This is a genomic window from Rhizobium ecuadorense (assembly GCF_001187535.1).
Lineage (GTDB): Bacteria > Pseudomonadota > Alphaproteobacteria > Rhizobiales > Rhizobiaceae > Rhizobium > Rhizobium ecuadorense.
The window spans coordinates 1-377 of sequence record NZ_LFIO01000217.1 but is presented as its reverse complement, the minus strand read 5'-3'; the positions used below and the strand labels follow the sequence as shown (position 1 = coordinate 377).

The following is a 377-nucleotide window of genomic DNA, read 5'->3' as shown; positions in this document are numbered from 1 at the left end:
CGCCGCCGCGCTTCAGCGTGCGCAGGAAGCGACCTGATGTCGGCCCGCCAAGCGCGTCGATGACAAGGTCAATGTCATGCGCGACGTTCTCGGGTGGCGTTCTGGTGTAATCGATGAATGCGTTGGCGCCGAGTTCGAGCAAAAGGGATTCATGCTTGCCCGATGCCACGGCGATGACATCAGCACCTCTCAGTTTGGCGATCTGCACCGCGAAATGCCCGACGCCGCCCGCGGCCCCGTTGACGAGCACGGTCTTGCCCTTGAGCGGCACGGGCTGATGCCTATGCGGCTGAAGCGGATTGGGCTCGTTGTGCCTCAGTTCGATCATGAACTGCCACGCGGTGAGCAGCGACATCGGCGCGCCGGCGGCATGCACG

1 protein-coding gene is annotated in these 377 nt (G+C 63.9%); it reads right to left on the bottom strand.

What is annotated here, in order from left to right:
- Nucleotides 1-377 (bottom strand): zinc-binding dehydrogenase (locus tag AF337_RS05610; protein WP_152970912.1); only part of this gene is annotated, 377 nt, incomplete at both ends.